The sequence below is a fragment of the Methanosarcina sp. genome, from assembly GCF_028693135.1.
In the GTDB taxonomy this organism is placed as follows: Archaea; Halobacteriota; Methanosarcinia; order Methanosarcinales; family Methanosarcinaceae; genus Methanosarcina.
Genome location: NZ_JAQUVZ010000013.1, coordinates 1 through 19,913 on the forward strand (window position 1 = coordinate 1; position 19,913 = coordinate 19,913).

The window sequence follows — 19,913 nt, forward strand, 5'->3', positions numbered from 1 at the left end:
AGGCAATAAAAGGATAACTGTCGCCCAATACATAAAGGGTTTGAAAATGCTTGAGCGGTATGACATGAAAATGTCATGTACCGTTCTTAGAAGAGAAAGGGAGAGTAATCTCCCTGACTTATTCGACCAAGATGGAACCGGAATTTTTGTTTTCTGTTTCTCCGGGTCCATCTTTAATCAGTTGATATTATTCCAGAGTGCCCGAAAATGGAATCTTTTAGTATTCTCCCTTCCGCGCAGGACTTAGCCGACCCACCATCAACTAAGAAATAACAACAAGCAAACCTGCCCTACCATTTAGAGAAACCAAATTCTATGGATAAATACCCTCACTTAACCTGTAAAATGCGTCTCATGACCACGAAAACTATATTTCAATCAACAAGCTATAAAGTGCCACCGTAAGCTTTTCTGGATGCCCTTCTTTTAAGTAGTCCTCTTGAGCGCAGCGAAAAGGACCGCAGGCTGTTGCACTTGCAGTGCAACTCCCAGAAAATCTCCGATTTCCTGAGATCCCGAATCGCAATTCGGGTGGCGAAACTCGGGTGGCACAATTCAGGCGATCATTTAAATATCGAGGATGATATGTATAACAGGATAGGATGATCGACGAAGTGCTAAAGGTTTTCAAAAAGATCGATGCAAAAGATTTCAGGATACTTACAGGCATCGAGACAGGGATGAAACATTTTGAGTGGGTGCCAATAGAAGAATTGAATAAGTACACTAAAATGCCTTTTGATAAGCTGGAATACAGACTAAGAAAGCTTGTTCGGGATAAGCTTGTGGTCGGAACCACCCAGCCTTATGAAGGTTACCAGATTTATTTTGAGGGCTATGATGCCCTTGCTCTCAATACCTTTGTGAAAAGAAAAACCATCAGCGCCATAGGGGATGAAGTAGGGGTAGGCAAAGAGTCCGTCATTTTGGAGGCGATCCGGCAGCCTGAGCTTGCAATAGGGAAGCCTTCTCCGGTCATTATCAAATTCCACAGGGAAGGCAGGACCAGCTTCAAGCAAATAAAAAGAGTACGTGAACACATTGGGGAAAGAGAGCACTTTTCATGGATTTATGCTGCTCGGCTTGCCGCCCAGAGGGAGTATGAGATCATGACAAAGGTATATCCGCAAGTGTCGATCCCAAAACCCCTGGATCAGAACAGGCATGCAATTGTTATGGAGATTGCAAAAGGCAGCCTGCTCTCAAAAACAAAGCTCCTTAACGCTGAGTGGTATCTCGATGAGATTCTCAGGCAGGTAAAGATAACCTACTCGCTTGGAATCATCCACGCCGATTTAAGTGAATATAACATCTTTGTATCCGAAGACGGCGTCCAGCTCATCGACTGGCCTCAGTATATCACTCCCGCCCATCCCCAGGCTGACGAAATTCTCGAAAGGGATGTTTCAAATGTACTGGTTCATTTTAATAGGAAGTATGGGGTTAAAAGGGATCTGGAAGAAGTAATTGGTGAAATTAAAAGTGCAGCAAACCTGAGCGAAGCAAGTAAAGAAGAAGCAATCATAGACGAAGAAAGCAGAGACGAAGAAAGCAGAGACGAAGAAGGTAATGAAGAAGCAATCATGGACGAAGCAATCATGGACGAAGCACTTATAGAAGGAACAGGTAAAGGAGGGAAGGTCTAAATGAGAGGATCAGCGAAGAAAATAAAGATAAAGAAAATGATAGCGAAGAAAAAGAATTCGGAGAAGAGAGGAATTAAAAGAAACAGATGAAAGATAAGTGAACTCAGATCGGATAAAGAAAATAAAAGTTCTTTATCGTAAAAATTTTTTATTGCGATAAATATTAGTATTTTAGAACTTGATTCTCCTCTGAACGAGCTACAATAATGTCACGGTTTATAAGGAAGGAAGCCCCTGTGCTTTACAGGCTGTCCGATAATTACTATTAGTAAGAATTAAATCCCTTCTTTTTTGATTTAAAGGCTTTAACCACCTTTTTTACACGTTTTTACCCTGAAATTGAATTGTCGGACAGCCTCTTAAGGGTGGGGTGGATGCACGCAATTTGAGATTCCCAATTGAATATAATTAAACAGTATACACGCTCTCAAAAATGATTCTAAAATCTATTGGGGCCGGTTTTCGAGATATATTCCTTAAATAGACTCTATTTAAAGTTTTTAGTTGCAATTTCACCTCAATGAAAAGGTTAATTGTGGGAAACGGCTAATTGAAGGGTATATTTTTTCCAGGGAAAATTCAAATACGGATTAAAATTTTGAAAATTGAAGTTAGTTGAGGCGAAAGAGCAGGACCTTATAGACTATGTCAATTTTGCAAAATAAAAGTAGAAATCAGTTAAATATATATTCAACCAGAGATAAAATATAGGTGTTCATGCAAAACAGAATCATCTATGGAATTGATATCGCCCGGGGTTCTCCAAGGGCAAAGGAACTTCCTCGCTATGCTCTGGCTATCCTGAAGGACGGAGAAGTTTCCCATCAGAGTATGCTCCGCCGCCAGAAGATCTTTAATCTGATCCAGAGGGAGAAGCCGGAGATAATAGCCGTTGACAACATTTTCGAGCTTGCGGCTGATAGAAACGAGCTCCTTTCTCTTATGGAACGCCTGCCTGATGAGGTAAAACTCGTTCAGGTCACTGGCGGGCTTCACCAGGAACCTCTGGTCAGGATTGCACGGAAGCACGGGTTTTTCTTTGACCCCAAAAACCCTAATGATGAAGCTGAAGCCTGTGCCCGGCTTGCAGACCTGGGGGTCGGGCATGAGGTTTCTCTTTTTGAAGATATTACTAGAATTAAGGTCAGCAGAGCCCGTTCCCTTGGACGGGGAGGCTGGAGCCAGAACCGGTACAGAAGAAAAGTGCACGGAGCCGTGCTTCAGAAGAGTCGGGAGATTGAAAATACCCTCAGGGACCTTTCACGGGAAAAAGGAATCAGGTTCGAAACCATAAATGTAAAGGGGTTCGGGGGCTATGTGAGGTCCGAATTTACAGTCTATGCAAAGCGCGGAGAGATTCCAATACATTCTATGACAAGCAGCGATGCGCAGGTAAATGTGAGAAGTGTCGAACGTGATAAAATCCGTTATGTCCCTCTGAAACCAAAGAACCCCAGGCGTAAATTCACAATAGTGGGGCTCGATCCCGGAACAAACGTGGGCATAGCTATTCTTTCTCTCGATGGAGACCTCCTCTATTTGAAAAGCTTCAGGGGAATAGCTCCTGATGAAGTTGTCAAGCTTATTGCCGAATATGGAAAACCTGCAGTAATTGCAAGCGATGTCACTCCAATGCCAGGCTCGGTTGAAAAAATCCGGAGGAGCTTTAACGCAGTCCCTGCAAGCCCTGGAATTGAGGTCTCTGCCGAAGAAAAAATTGCGCTTGGAAAAACCTTCGGCTATTCCAATGACCACGAAAGGGATGCATTAACTGCAGCTCTTCTCACCTACAGGAGCTACAAGAACGTCTTTATACGGATTGAAAAGAAAGCTCCGGAAAATGCGGATCTTGAACTGATAAAGCTTCATGTAATCCGCGGAGACTCAATAGAAGCTGCAATCGAAAAAGTAAAGGCTGCATCGAGTGCTCCTGAAAAACCAGGGGCAAGGGCTGCTCCTGAAAAACCCGAGGAAAGGGTAGTTGACGAATCTCTCCTGAAAGTGAGAGAGACTGTCCAGAGGCAGGGAGAACAGATTCAGAACCTGCAGGATTATGTAGAAGAATTAAAACAGTCACTTATTGCAAGAGACAGGAAAATCTCAAAGCTTGAGTCAAGGTTAAAAGGCTTTAAAAAGGAAGCTTACAGCGAAGTCCGGAAATCTAAAGAGGTCCGGATAAGGGACAGCACCATAGAAAACCTGAAAAAAGAGCTCAGCAATAAAAATAAAACCGTAAAAGAACTCAGGCGCAGGAGCAACAAACTGCGTAAAATCCGGAAAATGGAAATTCGCGGAGAAGGTATCCCTGTAAAGGTTATTGCAGCTTTTACAAAGGAATCAATTGCCGAAACACAGGAAAAGTACGGGCTCAAGCCAGGAGATGTGGTTTTTCTGGAAAATCCAAGCGGAGGCGGTGCTGCAACAGCCCAGATCCTTGTAGAAGCCAAAATTAGAGCAGTACTTATTCCTGAGGATATTTCACATGCAGCAGAAGAGACTTTCTTTAAAGGAGACGTGCCGGTATTAAAGGGTCTCCCGCTTGAAAGAGCTGAAGACTTTGCAATGGCTGAGCCGGAAGGGCTTAAAGCTGCAATTGATGCCTGGGAAAAAGAGGCCGGGTCAAAACGCCACAAAGCCAAGGAAGATGAACTTCAGAGCCTTTTTGAAGAGTACAAAAGTGAGAGGAGGAGGGGCCTGGTTTAAGGCTCTTCATATCGATCCTTTATTCCTCTTACCTGTCCTTATCTATCCAGGGCTTATTTCCTGTCAAAGAAGATATTCTTCCCGGTCACACTCAGCGGAATTCCAAAAGCAACATCTACATCCAGCAACCCGGAAACCCTTGCTGCTGCACCGATTGAATACATGACCCTGTTGTCAATACAGAAATCTTTGGCTTTTGCAGCAGCTGCGCCTACAGCAATTCCCAGGTCTACATACTTGAGCATACAGTTTGGACCCTTAAAATCTGCTTCTACCTTCTGCTGGCCCAGCATTTCTGCACAGGTTTTAAACCCGCAGGCTCCGCAATTTAAGCCTGCTACCCCGCTGGTTTTGACTCCTATGAGGACAACAGCCCCTGCGTTTATGAGGTTTCCGGCATCTCTTTTGAGGAAAGAAAAGCCTTCGCCTTTTTCATATGCCAGCTTTTCCATTGCCGAGGCAAGGTTTTCAATATCCTCTTTTTCCACAAGGGCAGTTATTATGTCGTCTACTCCTTTGGTTTTCGGGGCAGTCCGTGCAGCCAGGAGGATGCTCTTTGCAAGTGTCTCAAGAACTTCGGATTCAGGATTGAGGATCATGTTCAGGTAATTGGAACTCGCGAGGCTTAAGCATTTCGCAGGCTTCGTAAGAAACCTTATCCAGGTCTTATCCAGGTCTTATTCAAGCCTTATTCAGATCTTATTCAAGCCTTATTCAGATCTTATTCAAACCTTATTCAGATCTTATTCAAGCCTTATCCATGCCCATGCCTTATCCATGCCTTATAATCTATTTTCTTTTTCCCCTTTAAAAACTGAAAGATTCCCCGTTTGCGGGTGCATAAGCTTCTACGCCGATTTCCTCTGAAATCCACTGTGCAAAGGCTTCTGTTCGTTCTCCGTGCATGGCAAAAACCCTTTCAGTGCCCTTTTTGCAGAAGTCCTTTACGACCTGTTTCAGCTCCTGATCTCCGCAGTGGGCAGAAAAGTCGTACTGCTCGATTTTGGGCTTGAGGGCAAGGACAGATCCATCGGTTTCAATGACTCCGTGTTTTAAGGCCAGCCGGCCGTTTGTACCTTCAACCTGATAGCCTGTGAGCAGAATTTTTGATTTCGGGTCTTTGTAAAGGCGGCTCAGATAATACAGTACCGGTCCCCCGTTCAGCATCCCGGCTGTAGTAACAATGACTGAAGGCTCTTTAAGGATTGACTCCCGCTGTTTGTTTCTTACGGAAATCGCACGTCCGAACGCCCTGTCAAGGAGGTCCGGATCTCTCAGATACTCAGGAAATTTTTTGAGGATTTTGTACACATCTCTGCCCATACCGTCCACGTAAGCCCTTATACCGTGGGCGTCAAGCAGCATGAGTATCTCCTGAGTCCTGCCTATTGCAAAAGCTGGGATAATGGCAGTTCCTCCCCTTTCCTGGGTTTCCAGAACGGATTCAATAAACCTCTCTTCGGTTTCTTTTCGCGGGATATGTTCTTCCCCGAAGTATGTACTTTCAAGAACAAGTGTATCAGCCTCAGGAAACTTTTCTGCACCGGGCACAAGCCTTGTCTCCTGCAGGTTGAGGTCCCCTGTATAAAAAAGGCTCTCTCCGGATTCGGATTCTAGGTGGATTCCCGAAGCGCCCGGGATATGGCCTGCGTTGTAGAAGCAGGCACTGTAGCCGTGAGTTTTGAAAGTTTCCCCGTAGTCTTTTCTCTGGGCCAGCCGGTTAAGCCTTTGAAGGTCATTAGGGTCAAAGGGAGCCACGCCTGAAAGGGTGGTTTCTGCAAGCTTGAGGGTATCTCTTCCTAAAAGGTTGGTAAACTCTGCTGTTGGCGGAGTCATGTAGACTTCCGGGTTCAGGTACATCAGGTTAGGAACCGCTCCGCAGTGGTCCAGATGCCCGTGGGATATCAGTACAGCTTTTGGCTCCATGCCGTTTCCGGGATATTCGGGAATATTTCCAGCCTTTATCCCATAATCGAGCAGAACTTCCCCGTTAACAAGCAAACCCGAACGTCCTACTTCTCTGCATCCGCCTTTAAAACTAAGCTCCAGAACAAACACTCCTTGAAAGTCATTTTTATATTTAATTTCTCGAATAAGCTTTATCAAAAAGCCTTATGAAATAAATCTGGTTTTAAAGCCCTTATAAGTTATGATCCGATAGCTAAAAGTTTAAAGGTACAGGAACTTAAAACTACTGATAAAATATTAATATTCAGTGATGAAAATTGAGTGGATCCTGATCAATTGATTGATATTGTCCAGCAGACTCAAAACTGGCATTTTTTGGTTTTAGACTCCCAAGCCGCGCAGGATTTTAGCAGGCCCGCCATTGGCTAAGAAAAAAACAATAGTAACATGTAACACAACTAAAGGAAACCGAATACTATGGAGAGACTCCCCACCTTGCATAAGAAATAATTTTCTTGACCCCGGAAACCATTTTTTATTTCACAGGGTATATAAGCGCCCCCGCCAGCTTGTCTGGCGGCCTTTTTCAAAAAGAAGAAAGAGGTAGAAGGAAGAACCTTACATATGCAATAAAAAGCAACAAAAAGCAATAAAAGCAGAAGAAAAAAGCAGTAAAAAGCAGACGTAGATTATTATTTGCCTTTTCTATTCTTCTTATTTGTTTGAAAGGCCGCTCTCCTGCGTCGAGCTTTCTTCAAAATCTGACTTTAGGGCCATCTAAGATACTTTTAAAATCTCTCTTATGGGAGATTAATCTGGCTCTGCTTCGAAAATCAATCATGGGAGTTGTGAGTAACTCTGGAAAGAGTCACTCACTTTCCTGCTGTCTAACACACTTATATTTAATGTGAGGTGAATATATTATAGGGCATTTAGAGCTTACACAATTATGTATATAATTTTGTAGAAAAAATAATAGAGTTATAGGCCTTTATAAATGTTTTTAGTCTTTTATGCTTGTATTTTACAGTAATTTTTAATGGGAATTTGATGTGAGTTAAAATCTGTAATGGAGAACAATACATGACAAGCGATTTATACCGAAATATAGTGATTGCAACAGACGGATCTGAGAATACCCGGAGAGCTATTTCTTACGGGATTGAGATGGCAAAACTTAGTGGAGCTACTGTCCACGCTCTTCACGTAGTAAATACACAATCAACAATTTCAGAAAGTTGGACTGCTGGCAAAGAAGAAATCTACAAAATAATGAGGTGTGATGGGGAGAAAGTAGTATCTAAACTTAAGCAGCTTGGAGAGGACTCGGGGGTGGAGATAAGAGAGGTTCTTTTAGATGGGTGCCCGAGTGATGAAATTATCCATTTTGCAGAAAATAACAACGTGGACCTGATAGTTATGGGTACACTCGGAAAAACCGGGCTCGAAAAATTTCTGATGGGAAGTGTTGCAGAAAAAGTAGTAAGAGGTTCAAAAGTCCCTGTCATGGTCGTACGGACTGGTAAACAAAGCTGAAACTTTCTGTCAACTACAACAGCACACGATTTAGGAATTCTTGAAAAATAACTTCACGTTTTTACTTCTGGAATTGCTCTATAATTCCATTTTCCCAAATAATCATTAAAGACAATTTTTATTTTTTCCTTGACGTTTTCAGTTACTTTTCTTCCCGTTGCATAAACTTTATTTTTGATAGTTGATAAAACTTTTAGTCCTGTTGATGTAGAAGTTTTATCAACAAAGCTTTTAACACCTCAATACTGCTGAAAACAGTACCTTTACAGGCACTCGTAACATGGCAGAATAACCTGTGTTCTATTGGATTGTATTTAGAAGTATATGGTGGATAGTGAGCCATTCTGATTTCAATCCCAATTTCATTTGATAGCTTTTGCAGGTCTTCCTTGAAAATATAATGCCTGCTTGAGTTGCTTCCACCGCCATCTGCTAAGACTAAAATACTACTTGCCTGGTGGTAATCTTCCTTACCGTATTTTTCCCACCAGTATTTAATGCAGTCACAACAAAATTCGCTCGTATCCTTACTTATTCCAGGGTGATGTATCCTTCGTTACGTTTCAAGTCGTATATGCCATGTGTAATTACAATACCATCTGAAAATGTATTGAAGTCGTGGTCATATACCGTTACTGCCTGGGTACAATATCCTTTTCCATCCCGGTAGAAATTTCCTATGAATTCTTTTTTTTCACATCTATACTGATAATCGGATTCTCGATTTCAGAGTACTCTTCTTTCAACTCGTTAATCCTCTCAAATTGCTTATTTCTGTCTTCACAATCTTTCATTGCGACGGTTTTTTGCATTTTTCTCTTTACAAAACCATGTTTCTTCAAAAGCTGCTTTACTACATGAGGTGTTACATTCATATCCCTCAATTTAAAAGCATTTGAAATTTCTTTGTGATTCAGGTTTGTCCATTTGATTTTTTCATCCATAGGACTTCCAGCAGTATGGTCTTTTAAGATCTCAAAGAAAATTTCATCGAGATTTTCCACCGTGTCAATGATTTTCTTTTTGCCCCCTCCAGGCTTTCGAATCCTGTCCTCTGGTGTTTCTGTACCATTAGTGAGTTCAGCAATTCCAGCCATGACAGTCTGAAAATGGCAGCCCAGCACATTACTTATGTATTTTTGTCCCCCATGACCTAATTTCATTGCTTCTATAGCTGCATATCTTCTTCTATCTTTCTCGTTCAATGAATCATAAAATGCTTTCATTTGCTTTTCAATTTCTTCCGAATATTTTGTGCGCAGCATCAAATTCAATTTCCATTTTCATTTGTAATCGAGTTGAACCAGAATTATATATTAGGAATAAAAATACTCGGTATTATATATTTATTATCCCTTATCAGTTTTCCAACTACCAACCACTTTAAGAACAGCACTCGCTATACCTGAAAAAACAGCAATAACAATTGCCACCTTAAACCAAAATGTCGCTCCACCTTTAGACATAGTGCAACATATGGTGAACAAATATAAAAAATAAGGTATTATATTATAGGATAGGTAATATAGAAGCAGGAGAAAAAAAGAGAACATGGAGGGGATAAATTTTCTATGTTCTCATCAAATAGTTATTTTTCCAATCATTTAAAAAACTTTTGAAAACACACTTCACATTGTCCTGATACTCCGGAAACTAAAAACATAGCTAAAAAACGAGAAAATTCTTTTTTAGTTAGTCGGGGACTTAAAAATAATACCATAGATTGAAATACACAGGAAACTATTTTTTAATCTTCGGATATTCGATAATGCAAAAAATGGATTATAGATAAGATGAGAAAAGAAAGCCTTATTTAAATATCCTCTTTTTATTTTCCTTTTCCTTTCTTATCTTGTTTCTTATCTTGTTTCTTATCTTGTTTCTTATCTTGATTCTTATCTGGTACTTTTATGTTGTCTTTTGATTCCTTAACTGCCTCAACTGGTGTTTTTATTTTACCGTTCGTTTCCTTATCTATTTTATCGCGTTTTGCTGCCTTTTGCTTCTTTGTTGCCAAATTATAAACCTCTTGAAGTCTTATTTACAAATTAATAATTATAAAACAGTAATGTACTATATAAAGTTCATCTTTTATTCAATTTATTTTCAAAGTTTTCTGTATCCTCTTCAAATTGTATGTAACTATTCAGCCATAGCCTTGAGTAAAAGCAATTATTCCTAGTTCCGAAGAAAAAATAAAAAAATTTGAGGTTTAAGGACTTCTTAAACTTAAACCTCTTCTCGAGCTCCGTATAGAATTCTTTTTTTCGGGATAAGCTCCAGGGTCATTTTTGTTCCCATAATTGAATACCGGGAGAATTCCGAGCTTCAGCCCCAAAGAAGAAGTAATCCTCGTTTTCCCCGGCCATCATCGTTGAAAAGGAAGTCCAGGCTCCATCATTGGACCTTTTTAGGATGATTGTGGAGATATCGATGTTATTTTCTTCAATCCAGGCTTTTGAAACTCTGAATTCTATAACTACCTTATTGATACCCTCAGAGTTTTCAAATTCTTCGCTGCCTGCCAGGAGACTCATACCTTGGTAGACCCCAAAACCCTTGAAGAAATCAGTGTCCTGCTTCCCGTCCAGTTCCCGATCATCATCTGAAGAATCCTCTTTGAGTCCCTCGTCCCCGGAAGCAGCCATTGTAGAATACTTCCAGGGTTCAAAGCTGATTCCGGAAACGCCAGTTTCAGGACTGTTCAAGCTGAACTCGGTTTTTGATTCTGCGGAAACACCCTGTTGCGAGGCTTCAACTGTCCATAAGTTTTCTGTGAACTCTCCCGAAATGTCCGTATGATCCCGGGTGTCCTGCCTTTCAGAAATATTATCTTCAGATAGAGCCAGACAATCGAAAAGACAGATTACTGGCAGATAATCCAGGCTGCCGGTGTAAGAATTAATCTCATAGGGTGTATCTCCTATTCCGTCCCCGTCAGCATCCTGTCCCTCATAATCACTCCAGTAGTTCCCTATTTCGGAACTGTTCCAGGTATTAAGGTCTTCATCTTCAACATTCTTTGTGTTGTTAAAATAATTGTTGTAAATGAGGTTGCCATAACTCCCATCAATCAGGATGCCCGTATCAAAGTTGTTTGAAACGATATTTGACATCAGGGTATTGCCATTTGGCCTTATTTTGTCTCCGCTGCCTTTGCTGTCATCTGTGAGGCAGACACCATATAGATTTTCCAGGACAGTGTTGTTGGTTAAATTGTTGTTTTCAGACATCCATAGTAAAATGCCTATTAAGTTTGAACTGGCATCATTGTAAATAGCTGTGTTGTTTCTGGAAACCCACATCGAAAGCCCGTAATTGTTTAAGTTTGCATTATTGACGTCCAGAGTGTTATTATTTGAAAATGTCAGATCGATGCCGTAAATATTTTCAGAGGCGTTGTTATTAATTAATTTATTATTGTCTGAAGACTCCAGATAGATGCCTTCAAAATTGTAATTTGCCAGGTTTCCTGCAAACGTATTGTTTTCGGACCCATAGGCATAAAGTCCGTTGTAATTGTCTGAGGCACTGTTATTAAGCAGGCTGTTGTGCTCTGAACTGTCCAAACATATGCCGTACCCGTTTCCTGAAAGGATGTTGTCTGCAACTGTGGTATTTTCCGAACTTAAAACAAAAATGCCGGCATCGTTGTACGAGGCACTATTGTTAGCAAGCGTACCGCCCTCGGTACTTTCGAGATAGATCCCATAAAGGTTGTCCGATACGCTGTTATTTTCAAGCCTTGCCTCGCTTGTATTGGAGAGATAAATCCCGCATACGTTATATTCCAGGGAAAGGTCCCTGACCGAAACGTTCTGGCAGGAAACGAAATAAGCGGTGCCTGCATTTGAGCTGGAATCAAGTTCGATTCCGTCGCCATTTACAAAGAAATATATCGGCTTGCCGTCCACAAGGTTGTTTGTTTCTATCTGGTTCGGTTCAAGTACCCCTTCGGCTCCAAAGTTAAGATAATTGTCTGACATCGTATTGTATTTGAGCGTATTCCCCCAGGAACTGATCAGGTAGAGCCCGCAAAGCATATTGGAATCTGCGGTGTTGTTCTCAACGGCATTTCCACAGGCGTTTTCAAACAGAAAACCGAATTCATTGTTTGAAACCACGCTGTTGTTTTCGATTTTCCCGTCCCCGGAATCCAGGAGATACATTCCCACGTCGTTATTTGCAAGTGTGTTGTTTTCAAGCAGGAAATTGCTTGTATTGCATAGGACAACTCCACAATAGTTGTTTTTGAGATCCAGGTCCCGGACAGTAACATTCTGGCAGTTAATACAGAAAACCGTCCCTGCTCTGGATGAAGCATTTATTTCCAGATCGCTTTCCCCAACAACGTGATATACAGGCTTACCGTCAACGGTATTGCTCTTATCGATATCGTTTAAGGAAGTAAAGTCTGTAATTATCAAATTATATTCATTGTTTCCCATCTTATTACCGCAGAGTCTGTTATCCCCCGACGCTCTGAGACAGATCCCGTAACTGTTTGAAATAGCTCTGTTCCGGTAGAGGGTATTGTTAGGGGAATTATACAGATAGATCCCTGTATGGATGTTTGAAATTGCATTGTTTGCCTGCACCGTATTGTTAGACGAGCCGTACATGCAAATCCCGAGCAGATTATCTATGAGAATATTGTTGCTAATGGTGTTTCCCTTGGCATTGTAAAGAAGGATCCCACAATTGGAGAACATACTGTTTGAGTAATCGCCTGTCCCGACTATGGTAAATCCGCTGATATTTACGGAATCTGCGGTAACATAAAATACACAATCTTCCGGGTTATCTGACTGGACCACTGTATTTTGATATCCGCACTCGGAGCAGATTGTCAGCGTTTTGTCAACATTCACAGTTTCACTGTACCAACCCTCGCGGACAATGATCGTTGAACCGGCGGCTGCCCTGTCCACTGCTTCCTGAATAGAAGAATAAGTATCGGGTGCACCGTCTACATTGTCATTGTCAACATAAAGAATCGCAGCCTGCTTACCCACGGAAACACAGTCCTTCCTGGAAGTACTGTTAGCTCCAAATTCGTTTCCCACGGAAAGGGTTACCGTGTAAAGCCCTTGATCAGCGTATGTATGCACAGGGTTTTGTTCGGTTGAACTCGCTCCGTCCCCAAAGTCCCAGACCCAACCTGTCGGGGAATTCCTGCTAGCATCAAAGAAACTAACCGCAAGTGGGGAAGCTCCCGAAGTAACATCTCGTACAAAATAAGCTTCCGGAGCTGCGTCCCTGTCAGTAAACGCTTTTATGCAGGCATTTGAATTCTCAAGGACAGAAGAGAGGTCCACCCAGCTCATGCCGTCAGAACTGACATAGCTTTCCCCGGCATTGGAAGAAGCCTGACTGCTGTAATCCTCCACCGGGCACTCCAGAGCAACGGGATATCCGTATTCAGGAGCACTTAACCTGAGCACCACTGAGAAATTCTGCCCTTCGACAAGGGGAACTCCCTGGTTCAGCCGGACGGTATGATACCCTGCGTAAGTAAATGTCCCGTTTCCGGATGCCTTCAGGCCCTCAGGGTTTACAGGTCCGGAAACCGGATCGGTATAAATATAGACCTCATAATCTGCCCCGGAATCCGTGGTATAGAAACTGACAGCATTGAGCGTCTCATTCTCCCTGGCTGTGAAAAGATTGGCAGCCCAGGCAGATGTTTTTTGGGCATACCCGAAACTGTTGACCCAGCCCAGGGGGTCATACTGGTATATGGAATCATAGTCACTGAGGTTCTCTGCGGTGTAAATGGCATTATCTGTGCCTATTTTCGAATCATAATAGGAGACATAGAAATAACCTTCTTCTCCCCAGTCAGGTCCCCAGGAGTTCTTTACGATAAAGGCGCCATCTCCCGGAGCAGCCGGACGGAATTTGTTTTTATCAAAGGAATCGTCCCAGCCGACAATAGCAATCAGGTGATTGGAGAAATCCTGGCCGGCGTAATAATAACTGTTGTTAACAAGATCAAAAGAGGAAAAATCCACACAGATTGTAGAGGCAACTGCTCCGTATTCCTGCAAAGCCCATTTGATGTTTTCGTTGTCCAGAGGCTCCTGCCGGTTTGGAATAAACAGAACTTCCTGCACATGTTTTGCTGTCGGAAGCCCTTCAGGAGAAACACTGGAATGGGGATCATAGGGATCATCCGTTTCAATGACAGGGCCACTCCAGCGGGCAAGGTAAGCTGCAGACATCAGTGTGAAGCCGCCTTCATAAGAATCAAAACTCTCGGGATAATAGGGTGAGAGCAGGTTTTTCATATTGTTTTCCGAGAAATCCCAGGTTTCTGAGGGAAGCAGATAGGACTCAAGCGAAGAATAGGAACCATAAGCCCAGCAGCTCCCCGAATCTTTCTGGTCTTTTACAGGGCTGACTTTCCCAAGAGCCCGAAGGTCGTAGAAAGATTCAAAAGAGCCTGAATCTTCCCCATTCTCAACCGCTTGAAGATGCGAGAAATCTACAGGAGCAGGCTTCAGTCCTGTAGCATAAGCTTCAGTCTCCGATTCAGCTTCCGATTCAGCTTCAGCCTCCGATTCGGATGTCAACGCATTCCGAGAGGAAAAAAGCAATATTTCAGTGTTTTCTTTTTTCTCCATTTGTTCCTGAAATTTCAAAAAGTCGGGATTAAGAGGAGCAAAAGAATATTCTTCCCCGGAACTTCCTTCGACAACCGGGTCTGAGATCAAAGTCAACTGTGCAATGTTTTCACTTTCATTAGCCACACCTGAACTCACTGCCGCAAGTCCCGAAATAAGGATGACAAAAAGCAATAGCCTAATAATAATTTTCATATTTCTCATGAAAAATCTCCCTCAAGTAGTTAATCGGCTGACATGTTTTCACAATCTACCGGCGTTTTTTACAGGTACCTCTCTGTTAGATGAAATGAAAAGGCTCAGGTGTTTAAGAAAAAAATCACCATATCTGGACACGGGTGCAAAACCTGAGCATACTGGTTTGAAATCAGCTTGAAAATTGAATTTAAGAGACTAACAGACTAACATATAAAATATTTTAAAGAAATACACGATGAGGTGTATAAATATATTCCGAAATTTTTGCGCAGCGTTTCCAGAAAGATCCAGCGAAGAAAAGGCTCCTAAGAAAAGGCTCTAAACTCCAGAAATTATTGGTTGTATGCCGAGGCTCTTGAACTGGCATGGAACGGTCCTTGTGGATTTGTGAATAAAAGAGCGACGAAGCAAAGATGTAAAACATATGAATCCCACATTCCAGAGGATCAATGATGAATCCGACAAAGAGCCGGGACATTCCCCTATATATCTACCATGCCGGGCAGTGTGACCCTAAAAAGTGCACAGGAAAAAAAATGGCACGCTTTGAGCTTGCCCATCTTTACGACAGGATCTCAAGGCTGCCCCACTCAGCGATTTTGCTTGACCCTATGGCAGAAAAAGCCCTCTCACCAGCCGATAACCCTAAGAAAGGAATTATTGTGCTTGACTGTTCCTGGGAAGAAGTGGAAAGGATTTTTCCTGAACTGGAACAGCTGAACCTGGAACACAGGGCCCTTCCTTACATGCTTGCAGGCAATCCTGTGAACTTCGGAAAGCCTTTTAAACTCAACTCTGCAGAGGCGTTTGCAGCAGCCCTGTATATTTTTGGGTATAAAGAGCAGGCTGAAAAAGTCATGTCCAAGTTTAACTGGGGGCACAGCTTCCTTGAACTGAACAGGGAACCGCTTGAAGAATATGCAACCGCAAAAAACAGCACTGAAATTGTGGAAATGCAGAGCCATTACATCTGAAGGCGGCTACATTCAGAGAAAATCAATTATCCAGAGAAAATCAATTGTTTCGGAGCCTCTAGAAGAAAGGGGCGCAACCTGACCGAATCTCTAATAAAAGGTCTGAAGTTCTGAAAAGGCTGAAAGTTCTGAAAAGGCTGAAAGTTCTGAAAAGGCTGAAAGTTCTGAAAGGCTGAAAGAGCTAAAAGGGTAAAGGAGTTATGTACAGTGGAACCGTTATTAAGAAAACAGATTGGGGTTATAGGAGCCGGGACCTGCAGCATTGAGACCAGAGCCCTTGCAGAAGCTGTGGGAAAAGAGATTGCAAAAAAGGGAGCTATTCTTCTCTGTGGAGGCCTGGGAGGAGTAATGGAAGCAGCAGCTTATGGAGCAAAACTTGAAGGAGGAATAACCCTGGGAATTTTACCCGGAGCCCTGCGGGAGGAAGCAAATCCCTGGATAGATATAGCCGTTCTCAGTGGAATGGGGCATGCCAGAAATGCACTTATATCCCAGTCCTCAGATGCTCTTATTGCGGTTTCCGGGGAATATGGGACACTTTCAGAAATAGCTCTTGGGCTGAAGATGGGAAAGCCTGTGGTATTGCTGGAGTCCAGATGGAAAATCGAGGGTACGGAGAGCACAAAAAGCCCGCAGGAGGCTGTAGAGCTTGCTTTCAGACTCATTGAAGACGGGATAAAAAGAAAAATAGAGACGAGGTATAGAGACGAGGTGTTAAAACCTTAAGTAAAATTTCTGAATAAAAAGAGCCATAAAAAAAGGAAAAAACAGGTAAATAAGGAATATCTGAACCTTATTAGAGTTACGGTAGTAAAATATTTTGATATTTGATCCATAAATTTATATTGCAAAAGGCAACTTCAAGAATTAGGAGGTAGGCTTCGACTCAGACTGGCAGGAATTTAGGGGTATGCCAGCATTCCTCCACAAAATGTAATGAAAGCTTTACTTATAAGAAAAATTATACCGGAGTTTTAAATGCACCTTATCGTAACGGAAAAAAATATAGCAGCAAGGAGGATAGCTGCGATTCTGGCTCCAAAAAGTCCTAAGAAGGAAAGAGTCAGCGGAGTAGACGTATACCGGTACGAGATCGGATCCGGCGAAAACAGGCAGGAGACTGCAGTGGTAGGGCTTTCCGGCCATATTGTCGGGATAGATTTTCCAAAAGAGTACAACAACTGGCAGAAGGTTGATGCCAGAGCCCTGGTAGACGCCGAGATTACAACAACTCCAATCAACCGGAAGATAGTGACTGCTTTAAGGAGCCTGGGAAAAGAAGCAGATAGGGTCACGATTGGAACTGACTACGACCGGGAAGGAGAACTGATAGGAGTCGAAGCCCTCAATATCATACAAAAGGTAAACCCGGATATCCCTTTTGATAGAGTCCGCTACAGTGCAATAACCCCTAAAGCAATTGAAGTAGCATTCGCAAATCCCACAAACGTTGACTTTAATCTTGCAGACGCCGGACATTCAAGGCAGGTCATTGACCTGGTATGGGGTGCAGCCCTTACCCGTTATATTTCCCTGTCAGCTGGCAGGCTTGGGAAAATGTTCCTCTCGGTAGGAAGGGTGCAGTCACCGACACTATCACTTATTGTAGACAGGGAAAAGGAAAGGAATCTATTTGTCCCGACCCCTTACTGGGAGATCCATGCTGAACTTGAAACAGCATCAAAAGAAACCTTTTCTGCCCAGCACTCAACTCGCCGCTTCCTGGACAAAGAGGAAGCTGCAAAGGTGTTCAAAAAACTGGGGAAAAAAGCGGAAGTAAAGGAAATAGAAAAGGGGACAAAGAGCGACCAGCCCCCTACCCCATTTAATACTACAGGTTTTATCAACGCGGCAAATTCAATAGGGCTCAGTCCTTCAAATGCCATGCGCTTAGCTGAATCCCTTTATACTAATGGATACATTTCATACCCCAGGACAGATAATACGGTTTATCCTGAGACTCTGGAATTGAAGGCTCAAATTGAGATTTTTAAGGAAGGATATTTTAAGGAATATGCAAACGCCCTGCTTGAGAAAACCGAACTTGTCCCCACTCGCGGGAAAAAAGAAACAACAGACCACCCTCCTATCTATCCGGCTTCCCTTGCAAAGAAGACCGACATGAAAGAAGAGGAATGGAAGGTCTACGAGCTTGTAGTCAGGCGCTTTTTTGCAACCTTTGCCGGGCCTAGCACCTGGGAGACCATGCGCTTGAGACTCGATATCAATGAGGAAGAGTTCAGGGCAAACGGAGCAAGGCTACTGGAACAAGGCTGGCGCTGGTATTATCCCTACAATGCCCCTGAAGACAGGCTATTTCCGGAACTCAGGGAAGGAGATCCCCTTAAAGTAGTAAAGAAAGAGATGCTGGACAAGGAAACCCAGCCTCCGGGACGCTACGGACAGGGAAGGCTGATTAATATTATGGAAGAGCTGGGGCTCGGCACAAAAGCTACCCGCCACGAGATAATCAGCAAGCTCTATTCCAGGGCTTATATCCATGGAAACCCGGTACAGCCCACAAACACTTCTTTTGCCGTAATGGATACCCTTGAGAAGTATTCCCCTACGATTACAAAACCGGACATGACAAAGCTGCTTGAAGAAAATATGGATAAAATTGCAGAAGGCAAAATCCATGAGGATTCCGTACTTGAAGAGTCCCGGGAGATGCTGACCCAGGTCTTCTCGGAACTTGACAAAAACAAGGATAATATCATAGAGTCCCTCCAGGCAGGCCTCAGGGAAGACAAAATCATAGGCACCTGCTCCTTATGTGGAAACGACCTGCTGATCCGCCGTTCGAAGAGGGGAAGCCGTTTCATAGGCTGCAGCAACTACCCTGACTGCACTTTCTCCCTGCCCCTGCCAAAGAGCGGGCAGATCATTGTCACCGACAAGTCCTGTGAGGCGCACGGGCTGCACCATATCCGCATAATCAATCAGGGAAAACGAGCCTGGGACCTTGGCTGCCCTCATTGCAATTTCATCGAATGGCAGAAAACCCAGCAGGAAGAGCAGGCCAAGCAGCCGAAAAAGGAAAGGCCGAAATCCATAAAGGATATCGAAGGCGTTGGAAAAGCCACGGCAGGAAAACTCGAGGATGCAGGAATAAAAAGCATAGAAGCCCTGATGAAAGCCGATGCAATTGAGCTTGCGAAAACCATAAAGGTCACCGTAAAGAAGATTAAAAACTGGCAGATTTCATGCGGCAGTGCAGTTGAGGACTTATAAATACGGTCCTCACGCAGGCTTTTTTAGTTATTTTAGATCTCACTTCTGTCGAATATATGAAAAAAAAAATTGGATATAAAAAGTAAATTAAATTTGCAAGCTTCATAAAATCTCAGCAGGAAACCCGTTAAATCTTTAGATTTAGAGGGTAGCTGACTCTCTTTTTTGTACTTTATTTTGATGAAACAAGCAAAAAACCAAAGAAATAGCAACATTTTTAGGACAAAAAGGTTGCTGTCTGAAAATAAGGTAAAATAAGTTTTACTAAAAACCTATTTTCCTTTTGCTTTCTTTATATTTATTCGATTTTTTCAATTTTCTCTTTCTTGACAAAGGGCTTGCTGATTTTCTCTGGCATCCAGGCAGGCCTATTTTCGGGGGCTTTGACAACCTGTTTCCATGCCTTGAAAACGTGCACCTTCTTTGTCCCGCGTTCCCTGAGGCGGATAATCTCCGGTTTGGATTTTGTCCCTTTGCTCCGGTTTGCAGCTTTCAGAGCCGCCTGACGAGGCTGTTTTCCAGTGAAAACGCCGTGCTCATTTCCTTCTTCGTCTCTCAAAACAAAATTTCTCATGTCTGTTATAAAGATCACCACGCAAATTAGTTGCTAGATATTGATTAAGCGTTTATGTATATAAAATTTTTCTTTGGATGTTGCCTATAGTTATTGGTTTATAAGAAATCCCCATTATTCTATAAAGAGTATATAAACTACATTTTTTTATTTTGTTGAAAATATGGGAAATATTTAAATATTTAGATCTCAGGACCGGGGGTAAAATAACATCGGTAGTACTAACATAGGCAGTATTTAAGAATGTAGTGAACTGCCTAAGAATGTAGTGAACTGCCCCCACCTGCCTTTTGATGAAGACGAGGAAGGGGAATTCTCGCTGTGCCTCCGCGTTCCCCAAGTTAAAGTTTTTGTGTATCCTTCTCTTTTTGTTAAGGTTTTTGCAGAATAAAAAGAATATAAAATCTGCAATTAAAGAGCTTCCAAATCCGTTTCCGGATAGCAACGGAGACCTTAAAAATCTCCCGCCGCATGGAAAGTTTCCCTGCCAACAAAGCTCCTTAAGATATTGGAT

At 42.6% G+C, this 19,913-nt stretch carries 12 protein-coding genes and 1 pseudogene; 6 read left to right on the forward strand and 7 right to left on the reverse strand.

Annotated elements, in window-relative coordinates; translation table 11 throughout:
• The first annotated feature begins 602 nt into the window (after window positions 1–602).
• The gene (locus PHF18_RS08205) at window positions 603–1,646 is read left to right on the forward strand and encodes a serine/threonine-protein kinase RIO2 (protein ID WP_300100967.1); all 1,044 of its coding nucleotides are present in this window, start codon (window positions 603–605) and stop codon (window positions 1,644–1,646) included.
• Between the two features lie 711 nt (window positions 1,647–2,357).
• Window positions 2,358–4,349 carry a DUF460 domain-containing protein gene (locus PHF18_RS08210; protein WP_300100970.1) on the forward strand — a complete coding sequence of 664 codons (1,992 nt, stop codon included), beginning with the start codon at window positions 2,358–2,360 and terminating at the stop codon, window positions 4,347–4,349.
• 53 nt (window positions 4,350–4,402) lie between these two features.
• Here the strand turns inward: PHF18_RS08210 and PHF18_RS08215 are convergent, their stop codons facing one another.
• Window positions 4,403–4,948 carry a ferredoxin domain-containing protein gene (locus PHF18_RS08215; protein WP_300100973.1) on the reverse strand — a complete coding sequence of 182 codons (546 nt, stop codon included), beginning with the start codon at window positions 4,946–4,948 and terminating at the stop codon, window positions 4,403–4,405.
• Window positions 4,949–5,156: 208 nt separating this feature from the next.
• Window positions 5,157–6,407 carry an MBL fold metallo-hydrolase gene (locus tag PHF18_RS08220; protein ID WP_300100976.1) on the reverse strand — a complete coding sequence of 417 codons (1,251 nt, stop codon included), beginning with the start codon at window positions 6,405–6,407 and terminating at the stop codon, window positions 5,157–5,159.
• A 933-nt stretch (window positions 6,408–7,340) separates the two neighbouring features.
• Here PHF18_RS08220 and PHF18_RS08225 point away from each other — a divergent pair.
• Window positions 7,341–7,793, forward strand: a complete 453-nt coding sequence (locus PHF18_RS08225; RefSeq protein WP_300100979.1) for a universal stress protein — start codon at window positions 7,341–7,343, stop codon at window positions 7,791–7,793.
• A 53-nt stretch (window positions 7,794–7,846) separates the two neighbouring features.
• Here the strand turns inward: PHF18_RS08225 and PHF18_RS18070 are convergent.
• The 3 genes and pseudogenes from PHF18_RS18070 to PHF18_RS08240 all read right to left on the reverse strand — a co-directional run bounded on the left by PHF18_RS18070 (window position 7,847) and on the right by PHF18_RS08240 (window position 14,623).
• A pseudogene (locus PHF18_RS18070) lies at window positions 7,847–9,058 on the reverse strand (ISAzo13 family transposase).
• Window positions 9,059–9,621: 563 nt separating this feature from the next.
• The gene (locus tag PHF18_RS08235) at window positions 9,622–9,810 is read right to left on the reverse strand and encodes a hypothetical protein (protein WP_300100984.1); all 189 of its coding nucleotides are present in this window, start codon (window positions 9,808–9,810) and stop codon (window positions 9,622–9,624) included.
• Between the two features lie 268 nt (window positions 9,811–10,078).
• Window positions 10,079–14,623 (reverse strand): NosD domain-containing protein, encoded by a 4,545-nt coding sequence (locus tag PHF18_RS08240; RefSeq protein ID WP_300100986.1) that lies wholly within the window; start codon window positions 14,621–14,623, stop codon window positions 10,079–10,081.
• 446 nt (window positions 14,624–15,069) lie between these two features.
• Between PHF18_RS08240 and PHF18_RS08245 the strand changes: the two genes are divergently transcribed.
• The 3 genes from PHF18_RS08245 to PHF18_RS08255 all read left to right on the forward strand — a co-directional run bounded on the left by PHF18_RS08245 (window position 15,070) and on the right by PHF18_RS08255 (window position 18,825).
• Entirely contained in the window at window positions 15,070–15,591 is a 522-nt protein-coding gene (locus PHF18_RS08245; RefSeq protein ID WP_300101189.1) for a DUF367 family protein, read from the forward strand.
• A gap of 207 nt (window positions 15,592–15,798) precedes the next feature.
• Window positions 15,799–16,317 (forward strand): TIGR00725 family protein, encoded by a 519-nt coding sequence (locus PHF18_RS08250; RefSeq protein WP_300100989.1) that lies wholly within the window; start codon window positions 15,799–15,801, stop codon window positions 16,315–16,317.
• Window positions 16,318–16,569: 252 nt separating this feature from the next.
• Window positions 16,570–18,825, forward strand: a complete 2,256-nt coding sequence (locus PHF18_RS08255) for a DNA topoisomerase I (RefSeq protein ID WP_300100992.1) — start codon at window positions 16,570–16,572, stop codon at window positions 18,823–18,825.
• A gap of 298 nt (window positions 18,826–19,123) precedes the next feature.
• Here PHF18_RS08255 and PHF18_RS08260 read toward each other — a convergent pair whose 3' ends face one another.
• Both PHF18_RS08260 and PHF18_RS08265 read right to left on the reverse strand, forming a co-directional pair.
• A complete protein-coding gene (locus PHF18_RS08260) occupies window positions 19,124–19,408 on the reverse strand; it encodes a non-histone chromosomal MC1 family protein (protein WP_300101192.1) in 285 nt (94 codons plus the stop codon).
• 43 nt (window positions 19,409–19,451) lie between these two features.
• Entirely contained in the window at window positions 19,452–19,844 is a 393-nt protein-coding gene (locus PHF18_RS08265; protein ID WP_300100995.1) for a hypothetical protein, read from the reverse strand.
• Between the last annotated feature and the right edge of the window lie 69 nt (window positions 19,845–19,913).